This window comes from Rhodococcus sp. SG20037 (assembly GCF_031763325.1).
Taxonomy (GTDB): domain Bacteria; phylum Actinomycetota; class Actinomycetes; order Mycobacteriales; family Mycobacteriaceae; genus Rhodococcus_F; species Rhodococcus_F qingshengii.
The window spans coordinates 286168-304881 of the sequence record NZ_CP134497.1 but is presented as its reverse complement, the minus strand read 5'-3'; the positions used below and the strand labels follow the sequence as shown (position 1 = coordinate 304881).

14 protein-coding genes are annotated in these 18714 nt (G+C 64.5%); 9 read left to right on the top strand and 5 right to left on the bottom strand.

The window, feature by feature from the left end:
* Positions 1-16 precede the first annotated feature (16 nt).
* Together RHP72_RS01400 and RHP72_RS01395 are read right to left on the bottom strand one after the other, a co-directional pair.
* Positions 17-925 carry a PIN domain-containing protein gene (locus RHP72_RS01400; protein WP_311094218.1) on the bottom strand — a complete coding sequence of 303 codons (909 nt, stop codon included), beginning with the start codon at positions 923-925 and terminating at the stop codon, positions 17-19.
* A gap of 54 nt (positions 926-979) precedes the next feature.
* Positions 980-1453: a GtrA family protein gene (locus RHP72_RS01395; RefSeq protein ID WP_074447111.1), complete on the bottom strand. Its 474-nt coding sequence runs from the start codon at positions 1451-1453 to the stop codon at positions 980-982.
* A gap of 63 nt (positions 1454-1516) precedes the next feature.
* On the opposite strand from RHP72_RS01395, the gene RHP72_RS01390 reads away from it, so the two are divergent.
* The 5 genes from RHP72_RS01390 to RHP72_RS01370 all read left to right on the top strand — a co-directional run bounded on the left by RHP72_RS01390 (position 1517) and on the right by RHP72_RS01370 (position 7066).
* The gene (locus tag RHP72_RS01390; protein WP_003943934.1) at positions 1517-2950 is read left to right on the top strand and encodes an FAD-binding oxidoreductase; all 1434 of its coding nucleotides are present in this window, start codon (positions 1517-1519) and stop codon (positions 2948-2950) included.
* Positions 2947-3708: a decaprenylphospho-beta-D-erythro-pentofuranosid-2-ulose 2-reductase gene (locus RHP72_RS01385; protein WP_007731800.1), complete on the top strand. Its 762-nt coding sequence runs from the start codon at positions 2947-2949 to the stop codon at positions 3706-3708. Before RHP72_RS01390 ends, RHP72_RS01385 begins: the two co-directional genes overlap by 4 nt.
* Before the next feature lie 90 nt (positions 3709-3798).
* Complete coding sequence (locus RHP72_RS01380; RefSeq protein ID WP_042921256.1) at positions 3799-5652, top strand: galactan 5-O-arabinofuranosyltransferase; 1854 nt, start codon at positions 3799-3801, stop codon at positions 5650-5652.
* 73 nt (positions 5653-5725) lie between these two features.
* On the top strand, positions 5726-6334 hold the full coding sequence (locus RHP72_RS01375) for a TetR/AcrR family transcriptional regulator (RefSeq protein ID WP_003943927.1): 609 nt from the start codon (positions 5726-5728) through the stop codon (positions 6332-6334).
* 99 nt (positions 6335-6433) lie between these two features.
* Positions 6434-7066: a hypothetical protein gene (locus RHP72_RS01370; protein WP_202022615.1), complete on the top strand. Its 633-nt coding sequence runs from the start codon at positions 6434-6436 to the stop codon at positions 7064-7066.
* 21 nt (positions 7067-7087) lie between these two features.
* Here RHP72_RS01370 and RHP72_RS01365 read toward each other — a convergent pair whose 3' ends face one another.
* Positions 7088-7759, bottom strand: coding sequence for an MspA family porin (locus RHP72_RS01365; protein ID WP_003943954.1), 672 nt, complete (start codon positions 7757-7759; stop codon positions 7088-7090).
* A gap of 335 nt (positions 7760-8094) precedes the next feature.
* Here RHP72_RS01365 and RHP72_RS01360 point away from each other — a divergent pair, with 335 nt between their 5' ends.
* A complete protein-coding gene (locus RHP72_RS01360) occupies positions 8095-9927 on the top strand; it encodes a glycosyl transferase (protein ID WP_283377503.1) in 1833 nt (610 codons plus the stop codon).
* 9 nt (positions 9928-9936) lie between these two features.
* Here the strand turns inward: RHP72_RS01360 and map are convergent, their stop codons facing one another.
* Positions 9937-10701 (bottom strand): type I methionyl aminopeptidase, encoded by a 765-nt coding sequence (gene map / locus RHP72_RS01355; protein WP_030535815.1) that lies wholly within the window; start codon positions 10699-10701, stop codon positions 9937-9939.
* A gap of 49 nt (positions 10702-10750) precedes the next feature.
* Between map and RHP72_RS01350 the strand changes: the two genes are divergently transcribed.
* The 3 genes from RHP72_RS01350 (at position 10751) to RHP72_RS01340 (ending at position 17733) form a co-directional block, all read left to right on the top strand.
* A complete protein-coding gene (locus tag RHP72_RS01350; protein WP_003943854.1) occupies positions 10751-11020 on the top strand; it encodes a helix-turn-helix domain-containing protein in 270 nt (89 codons plus the stop codon).
* 82 nt (positions 11021-11102) lie between these two features.
* Positions 11103-14357, top strand: a complete 3255-nt coding sequence (locus RHP72_RS01345) for an arabinosyltransferase domain-containing protein (RefSeq protein ID WP_311094914.1) — start codon at positions 11103-11105, stop codon at positions 14355-14357.
* 73 nt (positions 14358-14430) lie between these two features.
* Positions 14431-17733: an arabinosyltransferase domain-containing protein gene (locus RHP72_RS01340; protein ID WP_030535817.1), complete on the top strand. Its 3303-nt coding sequence runs from the start codon at positions 14431-14433 to the stop codon at positions 17731-17733.
* On the opposite strand, the gene RHP72_RS01335 is transcribed toward RHP72_RS01340, so the two are convergent.
* Positions 17730-18680 carry a DMT family transporter gene (locus RHP72_RS01335; protein WP_058227044.1) on the bottom strand — a complete coding sequence of 317 codons (951 nt, stop codon included), beginning with the start codon at positions 18678-18680 and terminating at the stop codon, positions 17730-17732. The genes RHP72_RS01340 and RHP72_RS01335 overlap by 4 nt on opposite strands.
* Positions 18681-18714: the final 34 nt, after the last annotated feature.

Sequence of the window (18714 nt, the reverse complement as noted above, 5' to 3'; positions counted from 1 at the left end):
TCCAGATTAGAAGCGATCAGGCACCGAAGAGGTCGACTTCGTCGAGATCGTCGACGATCGTGACCTTTCGTTTCCGCCCGCCGATGACCTTGCCCAGACCGCGCAGTCCACCGGACTGAGCTTTCGGGGCGGGTTCGATGCGCTGCGGCGCAACTCTCGTCCGCGCTGCGCGCTGAACAGGCTTGGGGGCGGGGGCTGCTGCAGGTGCCGCGGGTTCGGGAACCTCGGCTGGAACCACCGCTTCCGGCTCCACGAAGCCCTGAGCAACCGGGGCCTCGGGCGCGACCTCAGCGGCTTCCTCGACCTCCGCCACCTGCTCCACCTGCACCGGTCCGTCGATCACCGGGATGTCCGACGCCCAGCGGACCCGATACTCGAGGCCGCGCGACGCCAGTTCACGTGCGAGATCGCCATGCCAGACCCCGTCTTCGCCGTCGCCGTATACCCGTGCGTCGGAGCTCACCCAGATGACGTCGACGCCCGGGTTGCGGTCGGCGAGATCGAGCACGGTCAGCCAGTTCAGCGTCGCCGGATATCCGTCTCGCTTCTTCTTGTCGGTATAGGGCCGACGCAGCGAGATCGCCCTCTCGGCCACCTCGAGATGCGAAACGTCGACTGGATCGACCACTTCGACGCCGATCGCCACGAGGTCTTCGATCACGTCGTCGACGTAGCCGTCGGCCTTGTCGTGAGCCGCGTCGACGAACCTCGTAAGGTCGCGCCGCAACCCCAGTCGGTCGTACATGCGCGCCTGGACGCTCAGGGCCGCGATCATCTCCGCCGATTCCTCGCGGTAGCGACTCGCAACCTCGAGGACGACCAATCGCGGCACGACGACGCGGTGTCCGAGTGCGCGAGCGTCGGCGATGGCAGTGTCGAACCGTGCGCCCCTGGTCAGGGCCGAAGAATCGAGAACGATGATCATGGGCTCGATTCTCTCTCGAGAAACCGGACGAATGCGCTAATCCACCCCGAACCGTTACTTGATCTTGAAGATCACTGCCCGCTGAACGATGAAGTTGATGACCGTCGCGGTGCCCTGCGCGATGACGAAGGCCAGCGGTGTCCGCCACCAATGCTCGTCGAAGACATGGACCATCAGTTCGTTGAGTCCGACCTGAACCGCAAAAGTGACCGCGTACAGCGCGACTACAGCGATGAAGCGGGCGCGAGAAGGCTCGGCCTTGAACGTCCACCGACGATTGATGAGGTACGCCGTCGTGGTGCCCGCAACGAAGCTCAGCGATTTTGCGGCGACGCGCGGCAACCCCAACGCGAGGAGCAGCACATACAGCCCGTAGTCCACGACCGCCGACAGCCCACCCGTCGCGACGAACCGGACGATCTGCGTTTTCAGGTCCAACGCGTCGTCGGCGATGTCCGTCGTGACAGGAATCTCGACGGGCAGCGGGACGTGGGGTTCGTGCTGGTGACTTGCAGGTGTTTCGGGCACGACGACGAGAGTAACCACTCGAGTCGGAGCCGTCGGCACTACTCCCAGGTAACCTCTACCTTGATGTCCACGACAGCAGAAGAGACGCCGCAGCCGGCTCTCCACACCCAAGCCCGCACCCTCACCGGTTGGGGACGCACCGCCGCCACCACTGCACAGGTGCTGTCCACCCCCGACGTGGAAGTGATCGCCAACGCGGTCGCCCAGGTTGCGGAACAGAACGATTCCAAGCCCTCGCATCTGCGACGCGGCGTCATCGCGCGCGGCCTCGGCCGCTCGTACGGTGACCCAGCGCAGAACGCCGGCGGCCTGGTCATCGACATGAATGCCCTCAGCCGCATTCACCGCATCGATCGCGACACCGCTCTGGTGGACGTCGACGCCGGCGTGAATCTGGATCAGCTGATGAAGGCTGCTCTGCCGTTCGGCCTGTGGGTTCCGGTCCTGCCGGGTACTCGTCAGGTCACGATCGGCGGCGCCATCGGCTCGGATATCCACGGCAAGAACCACCACAGCGCGGGCAGCTTCGGCAACCACGTCGTGTCGTTGGATCTGCTGACGGCCGACGGCAAGGTTCGCACGCTCACCCCCAAGGGCGGGCGCAACGACCCGAAGGCCGCACTGTTCTGGGCCACGATCGGCGGCATGGGCCTGACGGGCATCATCTTGCGGGCAACCATCAAGATGACACCGACCGAGACGGCGTACTTCATCGCCGACGGCGACGTCACCAACAGCCTCGACGAGACCATCGCGCTGCACAGCGACGGCAGCGAGGCCAACTACGAGTATTCGAGCGCCTGGTTCGACGCGATTTCCGCGCCCCCGAAGCTCGGTCGTGCGGCAGTCTCGCGCGGATCTCTGGCGAAGCTCGACCAGCTTCCGGCCAAGCTGCAGAAGAACCCGCTCGCCTTCGACGCACCGCAGTTGCTGACGTTCCCCGACGTCTTCCCGAACGGGCTGGCCAACAAGTTCAACTTCACCGCGATCGGTGAGGTCTGGTTCCGCAAGTCCGGCAAGTATCGCGGCAAGGTCCAGAATCTGACGCAGTTCTACCACCCGCTCGACATGTTCGGTGAGTGGAACCGCGCGTACGGATCCAACGGATTCCTGCAGTACCAGTTCGTGGTTCCGCCGGAGGCCGTCGACGAGTTCAAGAAGATCATCGTCGACATCCAGCGCAGCGGGCACTACTCGTTCCTCAACGTGTTCAAGCTCTTCGGCGAAGGCAATCAGGCGCCGCTGAGCTTCCCGATCCCGGGCTGGAACATCTGCGTCGACTTCCGCATCAAGCCGGGCCTGAACGAGTTCGTCACCGAACTCGACAAGCGTGTCCTCGAATTCGGCGGACGCCTGTACACGGCCAAGGACTCGCGGACGTCCGCGGAAACCTTCCACGCCATGTACCCGCGCATCGACGAGTGGATCGCGACGCGCCGCAAGTACGACCCCACAGGCGTTTTCGCCTCCGATATGTCCAGAAGGCTGGAACTGTGATCAACGCTGTAGGTAACCCGCAAACCGTTTTGCTTCTCGGTGGAACCTCCGAGATCGGCCTCGCCATCTGTGAGGAATACCTGAAGAAGGCGCCGCTCCGCGTCGTTCTGGCGGCACTCCCTGGCGATCCGGGACGCGAAGCTGCGGTCAAGCAGCTCGAAGCGAAGGGTGCCACCTCGGTGGAGCTCATCGATTTCGACGCCGTTGATTTCGAATCGCACCCGAAGGTGATCGACCAGGCGTTCTCGAACGGTGACGTCGACGTCGCCATCGTCGCCTTCGCACTGGACGGTGACTCCGAAGAGCTGTGGCAGAACCAGCGCAAGGCCGTTCTGGTGGCAAACGTCAACTACACCGCTTCCGTCTCGGTCGGTGTTCTTCTCGGCGAGAAGATGAAGGCTCAGGGCTTCGGCAAGATCATCGCGATGTCGTCGGTTGCCGGCGAGCGCGTCAAGCGTGCCAACTTCGTCTACGGATCCACCAAGGCGGGCCTCGACGGTTTCTACCTCGGACTCGGCGAGGCTCTCGCGGAATTCGGACCGCAGGTCACCGTCGTTCGCCCCGGCATGGTGCGCACGCAGTTCAGTGCCCACGTCAAGGAAGCTCCGCTGACGGTCAACAAGGACATCGTCGCGAAGCTCGCTGTTGCCGCCTCGGACAAGGGCAAGGAAATCGTCTGGACTCCCGGCCCGTGGCGCTTCGTCATGATGGGTCTTCGCCACGTGCCGCGCCCGATCTTCCGGAAGTTGCCGGTTTAAGCTCCTCCCGTGCCAGAAACAACAACTGCTCCGAGTACAGACCTTTCGACCCCGTCGCCGTGGCGTAATGCCGCGGCGACGGTGGTGGAAATGGCCCTCGGAGCGCTGGTCGCCGCTGTTGTAGCCGCTGTCGGGCTCTTTGCTTTCGGCCGAGTGCAGTGGCCGGCGTTCACCTCTTCCAATGTCACGCAGGCAGTCACGACGGTGCTGCAGGTGCTCTGCATCGCAGTGGTCGGTGTTGCGGTTCTGATGTTCCGCGCCCGCAAGGCCGAGCGGGTCGCAAAACTCCTCTCGTGGGCCGGGCTCTCCGGCTTCGTCACCACGACGCTCGGACTTCCCCTGGCCGCGACGAGTCTGTATCTGCACGGCGTCTCGGTCGATCAGCAGTTCCGGACCGAGTACCTGACCCGGCTGACGGATTCTGCTGCGCTGCAGGACATGACGTACGTGGATCTGCCGCCGTTCTACCCGGCCGGCTGGTTCTGGATCGGTGGACGCGTCGCGAACCTGCTGGGAATGGACGGCTGGGAAGCCTTCAAGCCTTATGCGATCGGCTCGTTGGCTGTCGTCGCCGTCGTTGCACTCGTGTTGTGGACCAAGCTGATTCGACGCGATTGGGCCGTCGTCGCGGCATTGGCCGTCACTGCCGTCGTGTTGGCGTACAACTCCCCCGAGGCGTACGGCGCCGTCATCAACCTCCTGATCCCGCCAGTGCTGATCCTCGCGTGGGGCGCATTGGACCGGCCGGGGGCATCTCGATTTGCCGGAGCCGGCGCAATACTCGGGACGGGCCTGTTCCTCGGTCTCGCCGCAACGGTCTACACGCTCTATCTCGGATTCGCCGCGTTCGCAGTGACTCTGATGGCCTTGGTTGCCGCAGTACTTGCCGCACGCGCCCAGAACACGTGGAAAGCCGCACTGGGATCCCTCGTCAGGCTCGCCGTGATCGCGGTGATCTCCGGCCTGGTGGCTCTGACCGTCTGGACGCCGTACCTGCTGAAGGCACTCTCCGGTGCCACCGCAGAGTCCGGCACCGCAATGCACTACCTCCCCGATTCCGGTGCGGTGCTGCCCTTCCCGATGCTGAGCTTCACCCTCGTCGGCGGACTGTGCCTACTCGGCACGATCTGGCTGATTTCGCGGTTCCTGTTCTCCCGCCGCGCCCGAGCACTCGGTATCGGTGTCATTGCCGTGTACCTGTGGGCATTGCTGTCCATGACGTTCACCGTCGCCGGCAGTACGCTCCTCGGTTTCCGACTGGAGCCGGTCCTGATCGGACTCCTTGCCGCCGCCGGTGTGTTCGGTTTCTTCGAGTTCGCCGGTTGGATCGTGCTGGCCACCAGCGAAAATCCTCGCGTCAAAGCGGTACTGGTTGCACTCGGTGTCATCGGAGCCATCGCCTTCGCGCAGAACATCCCGCAGGTGCTGGCGCCGGATATCGCTGTGGCATACAGCGATACCGACGGCAACGGCGAGCGCGGGGACAAGCGACCCCCGGGTGCCGAAGCCAATTACGCCGACATCGACCGGATCATTCGCGAGCAGTTGGGACGCGAACCCCATGACACGGTGGTCCTCACTGCCGACATCGGCTTCCTCAGCTTCTACCCGTACTTCGGCTTTCAAGGACTGACGTCGCACTACGCGAACCCGCTCGCCGATTTCCGTGCGCGCGCTGCGCTGATCGAGCAGTGGTCGGAACTGAAGACGCCTGACGAACTGATAGCTGCGCTGGACTCGGCGCCGTGGCGCAGCCCCGACGCCTTCGTCTTCCGCCAGGGCGCCGACGGGTACACGCTGCGGTTGGCAGAGGACGTCTACCCCAACGACCCGAACGTCCGCCGCTACACGGTCACGTTCCCCAAGGAACTGTTCGACGATCCTCGTTTCACCGTGACCGAGCAGGGGCCGTTTGTGGTCGTTACCCGCTCTGACGCAATCTAACCAGGAGATACGTCACAAAAGGCTTACCGTCGGGGTCGTTGACGCGACCCCGACGCACCCCTAGCTTCATACCGTGCCCCGAACCGATGCCCGAGCGGCGATGATCGATGCAGCCGAGCGTCTGGTTGCCGAGCGAGGTCTGGCCGCTCTGACTCTTCGTGATGTTCAGACCGAAGCCGGGCAGGCCAACAAATCGGCTGCGCAGTATCACTTCGGGTCACGTGAAGGTTTGCTGGCGGCCGTCGTCGAGTCCAGAATGCGACCTGCCGGTGAGCGTCGTCGTGAGTTGCTCGACACGATCGATCTCGACGCGAATCCACCGACGATGCGTGCCCTCGTCGAGGCTCTCGTCCTGCCGTTGGCGGAACAGACCATCTACCGCGAGGGCACGTTGTACGCGCGGTTCCTGGTGCAGTCGATCTTCGACCCGGCGATGTCGTCGACTATCCGTGACCACATGCAGGCCGAGAGTTTCCGCGAAGTTCAGCGGCGGATAGTCGCTGCGTCCTCGTTACCGGCAGAGATCGCCGAACTTCGGGCAGGAACTCTGACCGTGCTCACCGTCGTCACTTTTGCCACGTGGGAAGGCCGCGTCGACAGCCGCGAACGTGCTCACGTGATCGTTGCCGACCTGATCGAAAGTTGCCTCGGAGCACTCTCGGCCCCGGCTGCGCAAATCTGACACGCTGTCCGGCGAGTTTGTTTCCGAAACTGCCGGGGTACTCAGCCCCTCCAAGCGCAGTCGAGCAAACGGCCGCATCAACCACCGGCGGGGTAGGTGATGACAGTGAGCGAACTCGTTGCGCAAAGCCGCGAGCTTGTACCGCATCGTGCAGTTCTCGATTCCGCAGAGCATGTTCTGGTCATTGCGCGCGGCAAACCGTTCGGGCGCGAACAGGCTTTCCATGAAGTGTTGAGCGTCGCGATTCGCAATCGCATCGAAGTACTCACTCTGGCAAGGGCTCTCATCGACGTGTCCGAGTCCCGCGACTACCGCGCGATCCCGACCGACACCGCGCACACCGTTGCGGTGCTCGAATGGGGCGAGCTACTCGAGATCCCCACCGAACACCACGAGAAGTCCAGGGCCGAGTCATCCGAGGACGTCGATGAATCGAGTGAACCCGACGATCCGATCGAACCCGAGTATCTGGTCGAGACCGACGTGGGCGGACGGGTCGTCTTCGTCGCCCTCGCGTTCACGATCGGCGGGATAGTCGGATTCTTCGCGCACGACTGGGCACTTCTGCTTCTGATCACCGCCGTGTACCTCGTGTGGATCGCGGCACGGTTGGTCGCGAAACTCGTCAGTGTTTCCCGTAGTGCCCACTGGGCGGACGCTTCGCCGATTCGTGGCGCCGATTCGACCACAAGGAACGCGGAAAACTCCCACCATCACGCTGTTGCAGCGTGACGGCGGGAGCATCCGCTTTCGCTAAAGCCTCTGCGGTACACCGTAAGTGACGACGGTATCGCCATTCGACGTGACAGCCTTCGCGTACGGCCTGATGGTCACCGGCCCGATTGCTCCCTGTACGTAACCGTGAACTCCGGACAGACGGACAGCGGCTTCGGGACCGTCGAACTCCTGATCTTCGAGCAGCGCGACGTCGGTGATACCGCCCGGCGCCAGGTCGACGTCCAGTTCCTGCGACGGAATGATGTCGCCGCCGATGACGAACCCATTGGAAATATCCAGGCCCAGTTCGAAATCCGGAACCAGACCGATCCCGAGGTTCGTTCCGCTCTCGACTGCCCAGTCGAGACCAGGACTGTTGAGAACGACCGTCGCGCCGGTCAGCGCGATCGGGTAACCGATCTGATAGCCGATCGTCAGCTTCGTTCCGGTGAAACTTGCTGCATCCGGGCCGTCGATCTTCACGCCGGCAACCCCGTCGTGGAAGAACTCGACACTCAGCGGTGAGCTGTCGAGAGGTGGAAAGACGTGGATAGCGGTATCAGCCTGGAAGACTTCTATCCGATTTCCTTTGACGTCGGTGATCGAACTGGTGTTGTCGACGCCTGCCGACGCCGTCCCACCCCCCAGGACAACGGCCAACAAGGCCACTGCTCCTACTGCGCTACTACGAACTGCTGTCTTCGACATGCACAAGCACCATCCCATCCGGTATAGGCCCCGGACGTAGGTTCCAACTCTTCGTCGAGGATGGGATTCGTCGGGGCTGCCTGAACAAACGCGAGCAAGATCCTTGTTGCGATACCCCGGTCACGAACCCGTCAAACGGTGCACGAAAACATTACTTTTCGGACAAGTCGGGCGGACCGGTTTGTCCCGCTGAGTGCGCCCGCTCGCGGACGCGAACCGTTTTGTTCGTTACTCTGACAGAGGAAGTTATCGAATCGAGACCTAAGTAGGCCACCCCGAACTTCTGAGAACTGCCACTTCAGGGATGGGCGCCAGAACCGAAAGGCACCGACTGCATGACCGAGACCTTGCCCGACGTCCAACTGCTCGAAGAAGCACGTCCAGGGCGAGTCCGTTCAGCAGTGCGGCGCTCGGTCGTCCAGCGCGGTCGTCTGGTCGACCTCGCGATCATGGCGACGTTCACCGTCGCGGCGATCTACGTGATGTCCAACCTGTGGAGCGATCTGCAGTCCGGCTATCTGTTCAACGCGGGCCGCGACCAGGCCATGTGGGAATGGTTCTTCGCCGATACCGCTCACGCCCTCGCCCAGTTCCGCAGCCCACTGTTCAGTGACCTGCAGAATTACCCGCTCGGCGTGAACCTGATGGCCAATACCGCCATGTTCGGGATCAGCATCCCGCTGGCCCCGATCACATTGATCTTCGGACCGACAGCCACGTATGCGATCGGACTGACTGCCGGCCTCGGCGGCACCGCTATCGCCTGGTACTGGGCATTCTCGCGGCACGTGCTGACCGGCGTCTCGGTCCGCTCCAAGATCGCCGCCGCCGTCGGCGCGGGGTTCTGCGGATTTGCACCGGCCATGATCTCGCACGCCAACGGCCATCCGAACTTCGTCGCGTTCTTCGTCCTTCCGTTCATCTTCTTGCAGGTCGTGCGCATCTCGAACGGCAAGCGTCCGGTTCGCGACGGAATCGTTCTCGGCCTACTCGTCGCGTGGCAGATCTTCCTCGGCGAAGAGCCACTCCTCATCTTCACGATGTCGGCCATGGTGTTCGGCGCCGCATACGCCCTGCCCGACCTGGCCAAGTCACGCCAGGCGATCAAGCGTGCGATGCCCGGCCTCGTGATCGGCGGTGCAGTCACACTCCTGATCACCGCAGTGCCGCTGTGGTCGCAGTTCTTCGGCCCAGCGAGCTACGACGGCGTCTCACACGGTCAGGCCGGCAACGACACCGCTGCCCTCACCACGTTCCCGACCGAGTCGGTTGCGGGAGATCCCGAGGGCGCCGAGTTCCGGATGAACCCGACCGAGGAGAACGCGTACTTCGGGTGGCCGCTGGTGATCCTGCTCCTCGGTGCCACGGTGTGGCTGTGGCGCATCCGTCTGACCCGCGCTGCCGCCGCCGTGATCGTAGTCATGGGTGTGCTCTCGCTCGGTTCCGAACTGATCATCGACGGCGACAGGACCGGCATCACCCTGCCGTGGAAACTTCTCGCCGACCTGCCGCTGTTCGAATCGGTGCTCGAATCCCGATTCGCCATGGGCGCGATTCCGGCGATCGGACTGCTGCTCACCCTCGGCACCTACCGCGCTTTCGTCGAACTTCGTGGACCGCGCCGCACTGCTGCCGGTGTCTGGCTGGTAACACTCGCCGTCGCGATGATTCCTCTCATACCGACCCCCATCGACGCCGATCAACGATCTGCGACGCCCGAATTCATCACCAGCGGCTCGTGGGAGAACTACGTCAGCGACGGCACCCTGGTGACGGTTCCCGTCGCGAGCGCCGAAGACGCCCGCGCACTGAGCTGGCAGGTCGACGCCGACTTCGGCTTCCCCATCGCCGGCGGGTACTTCGTCGGCCCGGATTCGAAGACCCGCGCCGGAATCTACGGCGCCGAGTCCCGGCCCACCTCGACCCTGCTGGTCAATGCCAAACAAACCGGCAAGGTCCCGTTGATCGACGTGGGCACCAGAGCGAACGCACTGACCGACCTGCGGTACTGGCACGCCGACGTACTGGTGCTTCCCCGATTCTCCGGCGACGACGCCCTGCGCCACACGGTCGACGAACTGGTCGGCTTCGACGCCAAGCGCGTCGACGACGTGTGGGTGTGGGACGTACGAGACCTCGTGAGCGGCAAGACCTCCAACCAGAGCTGAGCGGGTTGATCAGCGGGTCATGATCACCGGACCGTCTTCGGTGATCGCGACCGTGTGCTCACTGTGCGCAGCCCGGGCGCCCGAAACGGTGCGAAGGGTCCACCCGTCGGCGTCGTGCCGGTAGTCGTCGGTTCCGTCGGCGATGAGCATCGGTTCGATGGCGATGACCAGGCCGGGACGCAGCCGGAAGCCTTTGCCTGCTCGACCTTCGTTGGGCACGTCCGGGCCTTCGTGCATCTCGCGGCCGATGCCGTGCCCACCGTGATCGGCCAGCATGCCGTACCCGCGGCCACGCGCGTACTGTCCGATCGCGGCACCGATGTCGCCCAATCGGTTTCCGGGCTGGGCAGCGGCAATGCCACGGGCAAGTGCCTCATCGGTCGCGTCGATCAGTGCCTGATCCTCACTACTCCCCCGCCCGACAGTGAAGCTGATGGCGGAGTCGCCGCACCAGCCGTCGAGTCTCGCGCCGCAGTCGATGCTGACCAGGTCACCGTCGCGAAGCCGGTACTCATTCGGGATACCGTGCACCACAGCATCGTTCACACTCGCACAGATGGCGCCTGGGAACGGCGTCGATGCCGTTGCCGGCCGGTAGTTCAAGAACAGCGCCGAGGCGCCGGCCGCCGAAATAACCTCCGCGGCAACGGCGTCCAATTCGAGCAACGTCACCCCGACGCTTGCCGCCTCACGCGCCGCAGCCAGAGCCTGCGCCGTGATTCTCCCAGCCGCCGCCATCGCGTCGATTTCCCCTGCGGTCTTGATTTCGACCATTTCGAACACCTTCCTTGTCGAATAACTATACCGGTATTACTATAAGCACATGGTGCGCGTGCCGCTGACGGCGGAAGAACTCGAACGAGGACTACGACTGGGTGAACTCCTGCGATCGGCGCGGGGGGACCGAAGCATGGTTCAGGTAGCGCTCGACGCCGGTATCTCGGTCGAAACTCTGCGCAAGATCGAAACCGGCCGCATCGCGACACCCGCCTTCTTCACCATCAGCGCGGTCGCGGAAGTGTTGGGTATTTCACTCGACACCATCGCCCGAACACTTGAAACACCACAATCCGAACAGGAAGTTGCATCCTGAGTAGTTCTCTCAGGATGTGCGGGCCCGCACTCGCCTAACATCGTTCCTTGTGCCGTCTGAAGTAGTAGTGCCCCCGAAACCCGTGCCCACTGGCCCCGAAGCTCCCCGAGAATCGGATTCCCAGAGAGTCCGGACGGCACGACTCATCGCGATAGTCACCGGCCTTCTTGGCCTGCTTCTTGCACTCGCTACGCCCTTCCTGCCCGTCAAGCAGGAAGCCGCGAGCATCGACTGGCCGCAGGGTGGGACCGTCAACAGCGTTTCGTCGCCGCTGATCTCCTACTCGCCCACATCGCTCGACATCAGCATTCCCTGTTCCACCCTCGGCCAGTTGGGCGGCAGCGGCGGCACACTGCTCTCGACCATGCCGAACGGCGCGCCGGACCGAAACGACCGCGGCCTCACCGTCCGCACCACTGCCGACCGCCTCGAAGCACTCACCCGCGATTCGGTATTGATCTCGACCCCGCTCGATCAACTGAGCGGGTGCACGGCGATCACCATCACGACCAACTCCGAGCAGACCGTCGCGGCGGTCACCGGTATCGACGGCGTCGGCACCACCCTGACCGGTGACTACCGCCCACAGGTTGTCGGCATCTTCACCGACTTGCAGGGCGCAGCGCCCGCCGGACTGTCCGCCCACATGGACGTCGACTCCCGGTTCTCGTCCAGCCCCACACTTCTCAAACTGTTCGCGATGATCGTCGCGGCACTCTCGACCATCGTCTCGCTGTACGCACTGCACCGGATCGACGGCGTCGACGGCCGTCGTGCACGGCGGTTCCTGCCGGCGCGATGGTGGAAGTTCACCGGCATCGACGCCCTGGTTATCGGCACGCTGGCGCTGTGGCATGTGTTCGGCGCCAACACTTCCGACGACGGTTACCTGCTCGGCATGGCCCGAGTCTCGGAGCACTCCGGGTACATGGCCAACTACTTCCGCTGGTTCGGCGTCCCCGAAGCGCCGTTCGGTTGGTACTACGACGTGCTGGCACTGTTCGCGAAGGTCAGCACCGCGAGCATGTGGATGCGCCTGCCCGCGTTGATCGCCGGCATTCTGTGCTGGATGGTCATCAGCCGCGAGGTGATACCGCGACTCGGTGTTGCGGTGCGCCGCAACAAGGTTGCCATCTGGACGGGCGGGCTCGTGTTCCTGGCCTTCTGGTTGCCGTACAACAACGGCCTGCGTCCCGAGCCCATCATCGCCCTCGGCGCCCTGCTCACGTGGTGCTCCATCGAACGCGCCATCGCCACCGGACGTCTGTTGCCCGCCGCGATGGCCGTGCTGATCGCCGCATTCTCGCTGGCCGCCGGGCCTTCCGGGCTGATCGCCATCGGCGCGCTGATCGCCGGAGCCAGGCCGATCCTGCAGATCCTGATCGCCCGCGGCAAACGCGTCGGCTTCCTGTCCCAGATCATGCCGATTCTCGCCGCCGGAACCGTGGTGCTCGTCGCGGTCTTCGCAGATCAAACCCTCGCGACAGTTCTCGAATCGACCAGAGTGCGAACGGCCGTCGGGCCGAACGTTCCGTGGTTCGAGGAACGGTTGCGTTGGGACGCACTGATGACCATCTCCCCCGACGGCTCACTCGCACGCCGCTTCGGCATGTTCGTCATGATCGTCGGACTCGTCTTCTGCGTCATGATGATCCTGCGCAAGGGCCGGATCCCCGGCACCGCGATCGGGCCCTCGCGCCGAATCCTCGGCATCGTGTTCGCGTCGCTGCTCCTGATGCAGTTCACCCCCACCAAGTGGACTCACCACTTCGGTGTGTACGCCGGTCTGGCCGCCACGGTGGCCGTCCTCGCTGCCGTCGGTGTGAGTGCGTCGAGCATGCGTTCCAAACGAAACCGCGCGCTGTTCGCCGCGGGCATCCTGTTCATCCTCGCTGTGGCGTTCACGAGCTCCAACGGCTGGTGGTACGTCTCGAGTTACGGCGTCCCGTGGTGGGACAAGCCGCCGTCAATCGCCGGCAAGGGATTCTCGACGGCCTTCCTCGGCCTCACGATTCTCGCGCTGCTGCTGGCCGCGTGGTACCACGTCATGGAGCCGCGCCGGCGAAACGGCACGGAGGACAGCGTCAAGAAGACCAGGCGACTCCGCCTTCTCGCCCCGTCACCGTTGACCATCGCGGCCGGAGCGGTCGTGCTGTTCGAGGTGCTGTCCCTGCTCAAGGGCGCGGTCGCGCAGTACCCCGCGTATTCGATCGGCAAGTCCAACATCGAATCCGTCTTCGGCGGAAGCTGCGGTCTCGCGGGTGAGGTACTCGTCGAGTCCGATCCGAACGCCGGCGTTCTGCAATTGACGGATCGGCCCACCGATCTCGCCGGCGCAGGTGCATTCGGTGCGAGCGAATCAACCGGGTTCTCGCCGGACGGGGTTGCAGGCGACCTCACGGCCGACGCAGAAGACTCGACGGCAGGCAGTGCAAACAGCCTCGACACCTCGACCTCGCAGTCCGGCACCACCACGCCGGGAACCGGATCCGGCACCGCCGGTGGCTCGCAGTCGACGGCCGGCGTCAACGGCAGCAACGTCGCGCTCCCGTTCGGGCTCGACCCCGCAAAAACCCCGGTGCTCGGTAGTTACGGAGCACCTCAGAACGCGTCACTGACCACCGGTTGGTATTCACTCCCCGAGCGCAACGACGCCGCACCGCTCCTGACCGTCGCGGCCGCCGGACGCATCCGCTACGTCAACTCCGACGGCATCGTCACCCCCGGCGCAGTGCTGCAGGTCGAGTACGGCAAGAAGCAGGCCGACGGGAGCGTCGACGCACTGGGACGTGTCGATCCGATCGACATCGGCCCGTCGCCGTCGTGGCGCAACCTGCGCATTCCGATGGATCAGCTGCCCGCCGACGCCGACACCGTGCGTCTGGTGGCCAGTGACACCGACATCAGCGCCGACCAGTGGCTGGCGGTCACACCGCCACGAGTGCCGACCATGCGCACGCTGCAGGACGTCGTCGGATCCACCGATCCCGTGCTGATGGACTGGGCTGTCGGTCTGGCCTTCCCGTGCCAACGTCCGGTGGATCACCTGTACGGCGTCGCCGAGATCCCCGACTGGCGCATCCTGCCCGACCGCATCGGCGCGGAGTCCACCAACGCCTGGCAGGACCACTACGGCGGCGGACCGCTCGGCTGGACTACCGAACTGCTCTCGGCCAGGGCATTGCCGACCTATCTGGACAACGACTGGGATCGTGACTGGGGATCGCTCGAGCAGTACACACCGCTCGATTCGGACGCGGTTCCCGCGCAAATGAACGTCACCACAGAGACCCGATCGGGCACCTGGACACCGGGCCCGATTCGTTACCAGTCGTAACTGTTACGCGTGGACCTACCAACCACCTGGGCACGGTAGGTCCACGCTCAGCCCTGACATACCATCGGTAGCCGTGCCCGACGCCGTGACAGCTTCACCTCAGACTTCGAGTTCGCCGCCTCCTGCTGGTCAGGATGCCCGCGAGCGTTTCCATCGCACGCGATGGGTCGCGATCATCGCCGGCTTGCTCGGCTTCGTGCTCGCACTGGCAACTCCGCTGCTTCCCGTCGTGCAGACGACGGCTTCGGTCAACTGGCCGCAGAACGGCGTGATCGGCGACGTCGAGGCACCGCTGATGGCGCAGGTTCCCATCGACGTCAACGCGTCGATCCCCTGCACCGCGGTCAGCTCGCTGCCCGAGGGCGGCGGTATCTTGCTGTCGACGGCACCTGCTCAGGGCGACGGCGCCGCGCTCTCGTCGATGTTCGTCCGCGTGTCCGCTACCAGCGTCGACGTGCTCGATCGCAACGTCGTCGTCGCTTCGGCGGCACGCGAGGACGTCGAGTCCAGTCGCTGTGGCGCCATCGCGTTCAGCTCTGACGTCAACCGAACCACGGCAGAGTTCGTCGGACTGACCTATCCCGACGGCAACCCGATTCGTGGCCAGCTCGACGGTGACTTCCGCCCGCAGGTGGTCGGCGTCTTCAGCGACCTGCCCGACGGCGCTGCCCCCGAGGGCCTCGGCTTCTCGATGACGATCGACTCACGTTTCTCCTCGAGCCCCAGCGTCTTGAAGCTGGTCGCGATGATCGTGGCAGTCCTCTCGACCATCGTCGCGCTGGTCGCCCTGGCTCGCCTCGACGGCACCGACGGCCGCAAGCACCGACGCTTCCTGCCCGCACGCTGGTGGAAGTTCTCCGGTATCGACGGAGTGGTGGTCGGCACGCTCGTCGTGTGGCACTTCATCGGCGCGAACACCGCCGACGACGGTTACCTCCTCACCATGGCTCGAGTCTCGCCGGACGCGGGATACATGGCCAACTACTTCCGTTGGTTCGGCGTTCCCGAGGCCCCGTTCGGCTGGTACTACGAAGTCCTGGCCGTGATGGCGAAGATCTCGACCGCGAGCCCGTTCATGCGTCTGCCCGCTCTCCTCGCCGGAATCCTGTGCTGGATGGTCATCAGCCGCGAGGTCGTCCCGCGTCTCGGCCGGGCGGTTCGCCGGAGCAACGTCGCCCTCTGGACCGGCGGGCTGGTGTTCCTGTCCTTCTGGCTGGCGTACAACAACGGTCTTCGCCCCGAGCCCATCGTGGCTCTCGGCGCACTGCTCACCTGGTGCTCCATCGAGCGCGCCATCGCCACCGGACGTCTGCTGCCCGCGGCCACGGCAATCTTGATCGGCGCCTTCACTCTTGCCGCCGCACCCACCGGATTGATGTGTATCGCAGCCCTTCTCGCCGGTGTGCGCCCGTTGGTGCGCATCGTCGTCAAGCGTCACCGACTGGTCGGCACCCTGCCGCTGCTCGCTCCGATCGCCGCTGCCGGAACCATCGTGCTGGTCGTCATCTTCGCCGACCAGACCTTTGCCGGTGTCATGGAGGCCACGCGCGTCCGAACGATCATCGGCCCCAATCTCGAGTGGTACCAGGACTTCCTGCGCTACTACTACCTCTTCGTCCAGACGGTCGACGGCTCGGTTGCCCGACGCTTCGCATTCTTGACGATGATCCTGTGCCTCTTCACGACGCTCTTCGTGTTGTTGCGCCGCGGCCGCGTCCCCGGCGCGGCAACCGGTCCGTCGTGGCGCCTGGTCGGCGTCGTCTTCGGCACGATGTTCCTGATGATGTTCAACCCCACCAAGTGGACTCACCACTTCGGTGCGTACGCGGGCATCGCCGGTTCTCTCGCCGCGCTGACCGCCGTGGCCGTGTCCGCGTCCGCCCTGCGCTCGCGTCGTAACCGATCGGTGTTCGTGGCCGGACTGCTCCTGATGCTCGCGTTGACGTTCGCCGGCATCAACGGCTATTGGTACGTCTCGAGTTACGGCGTGCCGTGGTTCGACAAGACCATCTCCTACGACGGCCGTGAATCCAACACCCTGTTCCTCGCGCTCTTTGCTCTCGCCTTGGCCTTTGCCGCCTGGCAGTACCTGCGTGAGGGATTTGCCGCCCCGCCCGAGAAGCCGAACACGGCCAAGGGCAGACGAATTCGCAAATTCGCGGCCGCTCCCCTCACCGTGATTGCCGGTCTGATGGTCCTGTTCGAGGTGCTCTCGCTACTCAAGGGCGCAGTGTCGCAGTACCCGGCGTACTCGCTGGGCCGAAGCAACATCGAGGCACTCGCGGGCAAGACCTGCGGCATGGCCGAGGACGTTCTGGTCGAGACCGACGTCAATTCCGGGAATCTGCGGCCTCTGACCGCTCCCGGATTCAACGCCGAGGATCCGTTGTCCGGAGTTGATTCGAAGGGCTTCTCCCCCAATGGGGTTCCCAGCGATCTGACTGCGGATTACATCGAAGTCAAGCAGGGCATGGGCAATACCGACAGCCAGAGCGTCGGTCCCACCTTCGCCACCGGTTCCGGCGCCGGAACCAGCGGCGGCACCGGCAACGTCGGCGTCAACGGCAGCACGGCCAAGCTCCCGTTCGGCCTCGATCCGTCGAAGACACCGGTCATGGGCAGCTATCAGCCCGGTGTGCAGGAACCTGCTTCCCTCATCTCGAGTTGGTACGGATTGCCCACTCGCAGTGAAGAATCACCGCTGGTGGTCATGTCCGTCGCCGGGCGTGTGTGGTCCGTCGACAACACCGGTGCGATCACGTACGGCCAGTCACTTCTGGTCGAGTACGGCAAGACTCAGCCCGACGGGACCGTGCAGGTTCAGGGTTCGTACATGCCGCGAGACATCGGACCCGCGCCGTCGTGGCGCAACGTCCGTATCCCGATCGACGAACTCGCGCCGGACGCCGACGCCGTTCGGGTGGTCGCGTTCGATCCCAACCTCACGGGCGATCAGTGGATGGCATTCACGCCGCCGCGCGTGCCCAAGCTCGAGTCCCTGAACTCGTACATCGGCAACGAGCAGCCGGTCCTCCTGGACTGGGCTGTCGGCCTTCAGTTCCCGTGCCAACGTCCGTTCACACATCAGAACGGCGTGGCCGAGATGCCGAACTTCCGCATCCTCCCGGACCGTCCTCTTGCGGTCAGTTCCACCGACACCTGGCAGTCCGCGGACAACGGTGGCCCGCTCGGATTCACCGAGGTTCTTGCCGGTGCGACGACGGTTCCTACATATCTGAAGGACGACTGGGCGCGGGACTGGGGATCACTCGAGCGGTACGACCGGTACTTCCCCAATGCGGTTCCGGCAGAGGTGGAGACGGGCACCGCAACCCGCTCGGGCATGTGGATGCCCGGCGAGATGCGAGTGCACTAGCCTGCGCTACCTACTCGGGTGACTGCTCGGGTGCGACGTACGGAGACGGCCGAGACCGCTCCGACAACGACGACGCACCCGAGTAGTTGCCCGATACCGGGCCGTTCGCCGAGCAGCACAACCGCCAGCAGTACGGCGAGTACCGGTTGCATGAGCAGGAGCGTCGCGCCCACCTCGGCGGGAAGCCGAGGGAGCGAGTGCCCCATCAGCATCCAGCCGAACACCTGGCCGACCAGCGCCAGTGCCGCGAGCCAGCCGAAGGCTTCCCAGCCCGGGACGAAATCGATCCGGCCCCACAGTGATCCGATGACGGACCCGGCGATGCCCGCGGACGTCGTCGAGATCAACACCTGGCTCGCTGCCCGATCCGCCTCGCCCGTCCGGCCGACCACGAAGATGTAGCCGCCGTAGGCGATTCCGGAGACGAGCGAGAGCGCCGTTCCCCACAGCAAGTCGTCGCCGGTTCCCCCACCCCCGAACACGCCGCCCGCCAAGGCGATTCCCGTGAACATGAACGGCAGGGCGAAGACGAACCGCATCGGCACCCGATGGCCGAACACCAACCAGGACAGTGCGGGCACCACGACCACCTGCACGTTCACGACGACGCTCGCCATCCCCGCGCCGATCATCAGAATCGACTGCGACCACAACGCGAAATCCAGTCCGAGCAGCAGACCGCCGAGCACCTGCAGAACGACTGCCCGCCGGCTCGGCTTGCCCACCCGGCGGTACTCCCGCCACGCCAACCACAACAGCGGCGGCAGGGCCAGGAAGCAACGGAAGAAGACGGCCGTCGAGGGCCCGACATCAGCCAACTTGATGAGGAGCGAACTGATCGAGATCGCGGCTGCGCCTCCGACGACGAGCAATCGAGGGTCGATGCGCCCCCGAGGAGTTCGGGTGGGTGTCGGTGTCTGCGCGGTCGCGGAGGTCAGAGTGGTCACTCGACAATGTTCCTGCCGCTAACTATTCAGCACA

Bases quoted from the DNA above. Each gene is read 5' to 3' on its own strand.
- RHP72_RS01350 (WP_003943854.1), top strand. From the start codon at position 10,751: ATGGTGCGCGTGCCGCTGACGGCGGAAGAACTCGAACGAGGACTACGA.
- RHP72_RS01365 (WP_003943954.1), bottom strand. From the start codon at position 7,759: ATGTCGAAGACAGCAGTTCGTAGTAGCGCAGTAGGAGCAGTGGCCTTG.
- RHP72_RS01400 (WP_311094218.1), bottom strand. From the start codon at position 925: ATGATCATCGTTCTCGATTCTTCGGCCCTGACCAGGGGCGCACGGTTC.
- RHP72_RS01380 (WP_042921256.1), top strand. From the start codon at position 3,799: ATGGCCCTCGGAGCGCTGGTCGCCGCTGTTGTAGCCGCTGTCGGGCTC.
- RHP72_RS01370 (WP_202022615.1), top strand. From the start codon at position 6,434: ATGACAGTGAGCGAACTCGTTGCGCAAAGCCGCGAGCTTGTACCGCAT.
- map (WP_030535815.1), bottom strand. From the start codon at position 10,701: ATGGTCGAAATCAAGACCGCAGGGGAAATCGACGCGATGGCGGCGGCT.
- RHP72_RS01390 (WP_003943934.1), top strand. From the start codon at position 1,517: ATGTCCACGACAGCAGAAGAGACGCCGCAGCCGGCTCTCCACACCCAA.
- RHP72_RS01360 (WP_283377503.1), top strand. From the start codon at position 8,095: ATGACCGAGACCTTGCCCGACGTCCAACTGCTCGAAGAAGCACGTCCA.